The 7,722-nt window shown below is 52.8% G+C and carries 7 protein-coding genes; 6 read left to right on the forward strand and 1 reads right to left on the reverse strand.

The features are described 5' to 3' along the window. Positions 1 to 323 precede the first annotated feature (323 nt). From pgi to psiE, 6 genes are all read left to right on the forward strand, one after another. A complete protein-coding gene (gene pgi / locus ACLD11_RS18255) occupies positions 324 to 1,973 on the forward strand; it encodes a glucose-6-phosphate isomerase (RefSeq protein ID WP_000790036.1) in 1,650 nt (549 codons plus the stop codon). A 443-nt stretch (positions 1,974 to 2,416) separates the two neighbouring features. Further along, positions 2,417 to 2,659 carry an exopolysaccharide production protein YjbE gene (gene yjbE / locus ACLD11_RS18260; RefSeq protein WP_001541297.1) on the forward strand — a complete coding sequence of 81 codons (243 nt, stop codon included), beginning with the start codon at positions 2,417 to 2,419 and terminating at the stop codon, positions 2,657 to 2,659. A gap of 63 nt (positions 2,660 to 2,722) precedes the next feature. Further along, positions 2,723 to 3,361 (forward strand): YjbF family lipoprotein, encoded by a 639-nt coding sequence (locus tag ACLD11_RS18265; RefSeq protein WP_000824809.1) that lies wholly within the window; start codon positions 2,723 to 2,725, stop codon positions 3,359 to 3,361. Next, complete coding sequence (locus ACLD11_RS18270; protein WP_411015220.1) at positions 3,358 to 4,095, forward strand: capsule biosynthesis GfcC D2 domain-containing protein; 738 nt, start codon at positions 3,358 to 3,360, stop codon at positions 4,093 to 4,095. The genes ACLD11_RS18265 and ACLD11_RS18270 overlap by 4 nt, the downstream gene beginning before the upstream one ends. Then, complete coding sequence (locus ACLD11_RS18275; protein WP_411015221.1) at positions 4,095 to 6,191, forward strand: YjbH domain-containing protein; 2,097 nt, start codon at positions 4,095 to 4,097, stop codon at positions 6,189 to 6,191. Before ACLD11_RS18270 ends, ACLD11_RS18275 begins: the two co-directional genes overlap by 1 nt. A gap of 143 nt (positions 6,192 to 6,334) precedes the next feature. Next, positions 6,335 to 6,745, forward strand: a complete 411-nt coding sequence (gene psiE / locus ACLD11_RS18280; RefSeq protein ID WP_183060016.1) for a phosphate-starvation-inducible protein PsiE — start codon at positions 6,335 to 6,337, stop codon at positions 6,743 to 6,745. Between the two features lie 45 nt (positions 6,746 to 6,790). Here the strand turns inward: psiE and ACLD11_RS18285 are convergent. Further along, on the reverse strand, positions 6,791 to 7,722 hold a 932-nt coding region (locus ACLD11_RS18285; protein ID WP_411015222.1), incomplete at its 5' end, for a sugar porter family MFS transporter.

Genomic DNA, 7,722 nt, shown 5'->3' on the forward strand with positions numbered 1-7,722 from the left:
GAAAAACGCGACCATGGCACAAGGGCAGAACAGAAACCGGTGCAGGCGCAAATGCAAGTAACGTATTTATAAATAAAAGTTGTGGCCTGGACTGTCAACGTTGGGATTATGCGGATTTTTTATGCTGAGTTTAGGCTCAGTAACAGCGCTTATAACCCCGATACCCACTTGCCGCCTTTCTGCACCTCGAATTATTTAGGGTATATACTTTTTATCCTCATTCGACAGTGCCTGGGGCAACGGCACTAAAACAATCACACTTTTCTGTGACTGGCGTTACAATCGATCCCAGTCACAATTCTCAAATCAGAAGAGTATTGCTAATGAAAAACATCAATCCAACGCAGACTTCTGCCTGGCAGGCGCTCCAGAAACACTACGACGAAATGAAAGACGTTACGATCGCTGAGCTTTTCGCGAACGATAGCGACCGTTTCGCTAAATTTTCCGCGACGTTTGACGATCTGATGCTGGTGGACTTCTCCAAAAACCGCATCACTGAAGAGACGCTGGCAAAATTACAGGATCTGGCGAAAGAGACCGATCTGGCCGGCGCGATTAAATCCATGTTCTCCGGCGAGAAGATCAACCGCACCGAAGACCGCGCCGTGCTGCACGTGGCGCTGCGTAACCGTAGCAATACGCCGATCATTGTGGACGGCAAAGATGTGATGCCGGAAGTGAACGCCGTGCTTGAGAAAATGAAAACTTTCTCGCAAGCGATTATCTCCGGTCAGTGGAAAGGCTACACCGGTAAGGCCATCACCGACGTGGTGAACATCGGTATCGGCGGTTCCGACCTCGGCCCGTTCATGGTGACGGAAGCGCTGCGTCCGTATAAAAATCATCTGACTATGCACTTCGTCTCTAACGTTGATGGTACCCACATCGCTGAAGTGCTGAAAAAAGTGAACCCGGAAACGACTCTGTTCCTGGTGGCGTCGAAAACCTTCACCACGCAGGAAACCATGACCAACGCCCACAGTGCGCGCGACTGGTTCCTGAAAACTGCAGGCGATGAAAAACACGTGGCGAAACACTTTGCTGCGCTCTCCACCAACGCCAAAGCGGTCGGCGAATTTGGTATCGACACGGCCAATATGTTCGAGTTCTGGGACTGGGTCGGAGGTCGTTACTCGCTGTGGTCTGCCATCGGACTGTCCATTATTCTGTCCGTCGGTTTCGACAACTTTGTCGAGCTGCTTTCCGGCGCGCACGCGATGGACAAGCATTTCTCCACCACTCCGGCGGAGAAAAACCTACCCATTCTGCTGGCGTTGATTGGCATCTGGTACAACAATTTCTTCGGCGCGGAAACCGAAGCCATTCTGCCGTACGACCAGTATATGCACCGTTTCGCCGCCTACTTCCAGCAGGGTAACATGGAATCCAACGGTAAATACGTTGACCGTAACGGCAACGCCGTGGATTACCAGACAGGCCCAATTATCTGGGGCGAACCAGGCACCAACGGTCAGCACGCGTTTTATCAATTGATTCACCAGGGTACTAAAATGGTGCCGTGTGATTTTATCGCCCCGGCTATCACCCATAACCCGCTATCCGATCATCATCAGAAGCTGCTGTCTAACTTCTTCGCGCAGACCGAAGCGCTGGCGTTTGGTAAATCCCGCGAGGTGGTTGAGCAGGAATATCGTGATCAGGGTAAAGATCCGGCGCAGCTTGAACACGTTGTGCCATTCAAAGTGTTTGAAGGCAACCGCCCGACCAACTCTATCCTGCTGCGCGAAATTACGCCGTTCAGCCTGGGCGCGCTGATTGCGCTGTATGAGCATAAAATCTTTACGCAGGGCGCCATCCTGAACATCTTTACTTTCGACCAGTGGGGCGTTGAGTTGGGTAAACAGTTGGCTAACCGTATTCTGCCGGAGCTGGGCGATGATAAAGCTATTTCGTCCCATGATAGCTCTACCAACGGTCTGATTAACCGTTATAAAGCCTGGCGCGCCTGATGGCGCTGCGCTTATCCGGTCTACGTAATGCATAGCGTCTGTAGGCCGGGTAAGGCGTTTCGCCGCCATCCGGCAAAAAGAGAATAAGATAATAAAAAGGCCGATATTCACATCGGCTTTTTTTATAAGATAATTCCGCTTGTCCGTCTTTATCCCCAAAATTTTATATTGAGCTTAATCCTAAAATAAGCAATAACCAGAAAATCACTCTGCGTTATTTTCAGATTATACGGATGCTGATGTCTTTTGGTTTAATTTTAACTTATTGATTTTATTTGTTTGTTAATTAAATAATGTAGACGTTACTTCTTTAAAGTTTAATTATCCTAAAACCTCGCTGTTATTTCTCCCGGACATAATCCGCCTGCTTTGGTTGTGTATACTCGGTAGCGCCCGAAATTCTTTTGGGTAAATCTCCATTCATTCAATGAAGGGAAATTATGATGAAAAAAGTACTGTATGGCATTTTTGCCATAACCGCGCTTGCGGCGACATCTGTCTCGGCGGCCCCCGTTCAGGTGGGTGAAGCGGCAGGGTCGGCAGCGACGTCGGTATCGGCGGGAAGTTCCTCCGCCACCAGCGTTAGCACCGTAAGTTCGGCGGTGGGCGTCGCGTTAGCGGCAACCGGCGGCGGCGATGGTTCCAATACCGGAACCACGACCACCACGACCACCAGTACCCAGTAGTATCGGTACGTTTAACCATAACCACACTCCGGTGTGGTTATTTTGCCCCTCTGGAGAAGCGTCGTGAAGCGACTCGCACTTATCCTGATTTGCCTGCTATTACAGGCGTGTTCGGCCACCACTAAAGGCCTGGGCGATTCACTGTGGGACAGTTTGTTCGGTACGCCAGGCGTACAGCTAACGGATGACGATATTCAAAACATGCCTTATGCCAGCCAGTACATGCAGCTTAACGGCGGTCCTCAACTGTTTGTGGTGCTCGCTTTCTCGGAAAACGGGCAGCAGAAATGGGTGACGCAGGATGGCGCGACGATCGTGACGCAGCATGGCCGTCTGGTCAAAACGCTGCTCAGCGGTGACAACCTGATCGATGTGAATAATCTGGCGGCCGACCCGCTGGCGAAACCAGGACAGATTATCGATGGCGCGACCTGGACTCGCACCCTGGGCTGGACCGAACATCGCCAGGTGCGTTACGCCACCGCCCGTTCCGTTTTTACATGGCGAGGGACCGATAGCGTTAGCGTCGGCAGTGAAGAGACCGCCGTGCGGGTGCTGGATGAAGAAGTGACGACCGATCAAACGCGTTGGCGTAATCGCTACTGGGTTGATAGTGAAGGCCAAATTCGCCAGACGGAACAATATCTGGGCGCGAATTACTTTCCGGTGAAAACCACGCTGATTAAGGCGGCAAAATCATGATGAAAAGGACGATAAGCGTGCTGGCGCTGGCCTTTGTCGCGTCATCCGCCTTTGCCAGCGGCACTGTGACCGTTTTTACCCAAGGTAATAGCGAGCCTAAAACGCTGACAGACGCTGAGCGTCTGCTCGATTTAGTCGGACAGCCGCGCCTGGCAACGAGCTGGTGGCCCGCAGCGGTGATAGGCGAAGAACAGGCGACCGTGACGGCGCGTCAGCAACAGCAGGAACTTCTTGGGCGACTGGCGGCGCTCAGCGCTGAGGAAGACGGCGATGCGGCGGCGGCGATAAACACACTGCGCCGACAGATTCAGGCGGTGAAGGTGACGGGCAGACAATTAGTGAATCTTGATCCTGACGTGGTGCGGGTGAGCGAACGAGGTAACCCGCCGCTGCAAGGACACTACACGCTCTGGGTCGGGCCGCAACCCACGCAGGTGACGCTCTTTGGCTTGATTAGCCAGCCGGGCAGCCAGCCGTTCGTTCCTGGGCGGGACGTCGCCAGTTATCTTGAGGGTCAGCGCTTACTCAGCGGCGCGGATCGTAGCTATGCCTGGGTGGTTTACCCTGATGGACGTAGCCAAAAAGCGCCGGTGGCTTACTGGAATAAACGTCATATCGAGCCGATGCCCGGCAGCATTATTTTTGTCGGTTTTGCCGATTCCCTTTGGCGCGGCACGCCGGAGGCGATAAATGCCGACATTCTTCATACCCTGACGCAGCGGATACCGGAATAATGAAAAAAACACATCTGCTCAGCGTGCTGGCGCTGGGTATTAGCGCGGCCTGCCATGCCGAAACATATCCAGCCCCTGTTGGGCCTTCACAATCTGACTTTGGCGGCGTGGGCCTGCTGCAAACGCCGACAGCGCGTATGGCGCGTGAAGGGGAGATGAGCCTGAACTATCGCGATAACGATCAGTACCGCTACTACTCGGCTTCGGTTCAGCTTTTCCCGTGGCTGGAAACCACGTTGCGCTATACCGATGTCCGTACGAAAAAGTACAGCAGCGTGGAATCATTCTCCGGCGACCAGACTTACAAAGATAAAGCGTTTGATGTGAAACTGCGGTTGTGGGAAGAGAGTTACTGGATGCCGCAGGTGGCGGTTGGCGCGCGCGATATCGGCGGAACGGGGCTGTTTGATGCGGAATATATTGTAGCGAGTAAGGCCTGGGGGCCGTTTGATTTTTCATTAGGTCTCGGCTGGGGCTATCTTGGCACCAGCGGCAATGTGTCTAATCCTTTCTGTTCGTATAGTGATAAATTCTGTTCGCGTGATAACAGCTATAAAGAGGCAGGTTCCGTCGACGGTAGCGATATGTTTCACGGCCCGGCCTCGCTGTTTGGCGGCGTGGAATACCAGACCCCGTGGCAACCGCTACGCCTGAAGCTGGAGTATGAAGGCAATAACTATCAGCAGGATTTTGCGGGTAAACTGGAGCAGAAGAGCAAGTTTAACGTCGGCGCCATTTACCGCGTCACCGATTGGGCCGACGTTAACCTCAGCTACGAGCGCGGCAACACCTTTATGTTTGGCGTTACGCTGCGCACCAATTTCAACGATTTACGTCCCGCGTATCATGACAATTCACGCCCGCAATACCGACCACAGCCGCAGGATGCCATCCTGCAACATTCGGTAGTGGCTAATCAATTAACGTTATTGAAATATAATGCCGGTCTGGCGGACCCGAAAATCCAGGTCAAAGGCGATACGCTGTACGTTACCGGCGAACAGGTGAAGTACCGCGACTCCCGTGAAGGGATCGTGCGCGCTAACCGGATCGTCATGAACGATCTGCCGGAGGGGATCCGCACGATCCGCGTGACGGAAAACCGCCTTAATCTGCCGCAGGTCACCACTGAAACCGATGTCGCCAGCCTGAAACGCCATCTGGAAGGCGAACCGCTGGGACATGAAACCCCGCTGGCGCAAAAACGCGTAGAGCCGATCGTGCCAGAGAGTACTGAACAGGGTTGGTATATCGACAAGTCGCGCGTTGATTTTCATCTTGATCCCGTGCTGAATCAGTCGGTAGGCGGCCCGGAAAACTTCTATATGTATCAGTTTGGCGTAATGGGAACTGCGGATCTGTGGGTCACGGATCATCTGCTCACCACGGGCAGCGTGTTTGCCAATATCGCCAACAACTACGACAAATTTAACTACACCAATCCGCCGAAGGATTCGCATCTGCCGCGGGTGCGTACGCATGTCCGTGAGTATGTGCAGAATGATGTTTATGTGAATAACCTACAGGCCAACTACTTCCAGTATTTTGGCAATGGTTTCTATGGGCAGGTCTACGGTGGCTATCTGGAGACCATGTTTGGCGGTGCCGGGGCGGAAGTCCTGTATCGCCCGGTAGACAGCAATTGGGCGTTTGGTCTGGATGCCAACTACGTGAAACAGCGTGACTGGCGTAGCGCGCAGGATATGATGAAGTTTACCGATTACAGCGTGAAGACCGGACATTTGACCGCATACTGGACGCCGTCGTTCGCCCAGGATGTGCTGGTGAAAGCCAGCGTTGGTCAGTATCTGGCGGGCGATAAAGGCGGTACGCTGGAGATCGCCAAACGCTTCGATAGCGGCGTCGTTGTCGGCGGTTACGCGACGATTACCGATGCGTCGCCGGATGAATATGGGGAAGGGGATTTTACCAAAGGCGTATATGTTTCCGTGCCGCTGGATCTCTTCTCGTCCGGCCCAACCCGAAGTCGTGCGGCAATTGGCTGGACGCCGCTGACGCGTGACGGTGGTCAACAGCTTGGCCGTAAGTTTGGCCTGTATGATATGACCAGTGACAGGAGCATAAATTTCCGTTAATACTCAGGCCGGATAAGGCGTTCACGGCGCTACCCGGCAAATCATCTTATTGAACAAAATATAAACATAAATAAAAAATATAGATGCTCGTCACATTTGTGCGTTATACAGAAACCTCGCCACAGAGAAAGAGGGGGGCTGTTATGATGCCATTATCGCGCTCACGTCTTGAGTTTATCGCCACGATTTTACAAAACGTACTAAATTTGGGGCTACTTACCCTCGGTCTGATCCTGGTCGTTTTTCTCGGTAAAGAGACAGTGCATCTGGCGGACGCATTATTCGTGCCTGAGCAAGCCAGCAAATATGAACTGGTGGAAGGGCTGGTGATCTACTTTCTTTATTTCGAATTTATTGCGCTGATTGTGAAGTACTTTAAGTCTGGCCTTCACTTTCCGCTGCGCTATTTTGTGTACATTGGGATCACGGCGATTGTGCGCCTGATCATTGTCGATCATAAAACGCCAATGGATGTATTACTCTATTCGGCGGCGCTCCTCCTGTTGGTTATCACGTTGTGGTTATGTAATTCTAACCGACTACGGCGAGAATAGGCGTCGCCACACCGTAACGGACGTACGGCGTGGCGATAAATCAGCTTATTGTATGGCGGCTTTCGGCGTTTTCTCTTCTGCTGGTGTCCATAACTTCTCAAGTTCTTCCAGCGTTTTGCCTTTGGTTTCCGGCACGAACTTCCACATAAACAACGCCGCCAGAATACCCATACAACCGTAAATCCAGTAGGAGAAACCGTTGTGGAAATGGGAAACCAGCCACGAATTTTTGTCCATCATCGGGAAGGTCCAGGAGACGAAGTAGTTCGCCAGCCACTGCGCGGCGACGGCAATGGCGAGCGCTTTGCCACGAATCGCGTTCGGGAAGATTTCTGCCAGCAGCACCCAACAAACCGGTCCCCAGGACATGGCAAATGCGGCGACGTAAAACAGCATCGACAGCAGCGCTATCAGCCCGGAAGCCTGGGTGTAAAACGCGGTACCAAGGCTGAACATCCCAAGAGCCATACCCAATGCGCCAATAATTTGCAGCGGTTTGCGACCAAATTTATCTACCGTCATGATGGCCAGCACGGTGAAGCTCAGGTTGATTACGCCGACAATAATGGTCTGCAAGAGCGCCACGTCGGTGCTGGCCCCTAACGTTTTAAACACTTCCGGCGCGTAGTAGAGCACGACGTTAATGCCGACAAACTGCTGGAAGACGGACAGCATCACGCCGATGACTATCACGCCCACGCCAAACATCAACAGGCGTCCGCCGGTTTTACGACCATGCTCCAGAGACTGGTTGATCTCCTGCATGGCATGGGTGGTGAGGCTGCTACCCATAATTTTGCGCAGAATGCCCTCCGCCTGCTCGTGTTTGCCACGCGCCATCAGCCAGCGCGGGCTTTCCGGTACGGTGTACAGCAGCAGTAAAAACAGCAGAGCGGGAATACTTTCGGAAGCAAACATATATCGCCAGCCATCGGTATTCAGCCAGTTAGCGTCACCGGAACGGGCAATAAAATAGT

Origin of the sequence: Salmonella sp. 741265116_PST (assembly GCF_046567715.1) — a bacterium.
In the GTDB taxonomy this organism is placed as follows: Bacteria; Pseudomonadota; Gammaproteobacteria; order Enterobacterales; family Enterobacteriaceae; genus Salmonella; species Salmonella enterica.

What these genes read in the sequence shown, in the direction of transcription:
- pgi (WP_000790036.1), top strand. Translation starts at nt 324, where the DNA reads ATGAAAAACATCAATCCAACGCAGACTTCTGCCTGGCAGGCGCTCCAG.
- yjbE (WP_001541297.1), top strand. Translation starts at nt 2,417, where the DNA reads ATGAAAAAAGTACTGTATGGCATTTTTGCCATAACCGCGCTTGCGGCG.
- ACLD11_RS18270 (WP_411015220.1), top strand. Translation starts at nt 3,358, where the DNA reads ATGATGAAAAGGACGATAAGCGTGCTGGCGCTGGCCTTTGTCGCGTCA.
- ACLD11_RS18275 (WP_411015221.1), top strand. Translation starts at nt 4,095, where the DNA reads ATGAAAAAAACACATCTGCTCAGCGTGCTGGCGCTGGGTATTAGCGCG.
- psiE (WP_183060016.1), top strand. Translation starts at nt 6,335, where the DNA reads ATGATGCCATTATCGCGCTCACGTCTTGAGTTTATCGCCACGATTTTA.